The sequence below is a fragment of the Candidatus Protochlamydia sp. W-9 genome, from assembly GCF_001950615.1.
In the GTDB taxonomy this organism is placed as follows: domain Bacteria; phylum Chlamydiota; class Chlamydiia; order Chlamydiales; family Parachlamydiaceae; genus Protochlamydia; species Protochlamydia amoebophila.
Window position 1 is genome coordinate 1 of sequence record NZ_BCPZ01000286.1, and the last position, 324, is coordinate 324.

The 324-nt window shown below is 35.8% G+C and carries 1 protein-coding gene; it reads right to left on the reverse strand.

Annotation, left to right across the window (positions count from 1 at the left end):
• A partial coding sequence (locus BU804_RS08390) for a transposase (RefSeq protein WP_143298966.1) occupies positions 1-324 on the reverse strand: 324 nt, incomplete at both ends.

A 324-nucleotide genomic window follows, 5' to 3' on the forward strand; every position in this document is an offset into this window, starting at 1 on the left:
AAAGTTCCATCGACTTCGGTACCGATGCTGTTCTATCTGACAGTTACTTTTCAACAGATGATTCACACTTTCAATCATAGCCCTCTTTTTTAGCATGAGTTTATCCACTAACGTGATCCATTGATTTTTCATCTTCTTAACTTTTGTGAAAAAATGAATTCCCTTTTGCATTAGAGTATGAGTCAGTTTTTCTGAAATAACCTCTCTATCTGCGAATGCTTTTCCTTTTATCCCTCCTATCATTTCAGGAACGATTTTATGATCATCCCTATTGCCAGTTGTCAACTTAAATGCGACAATTTCTGCCTGATGATTAATCACAAG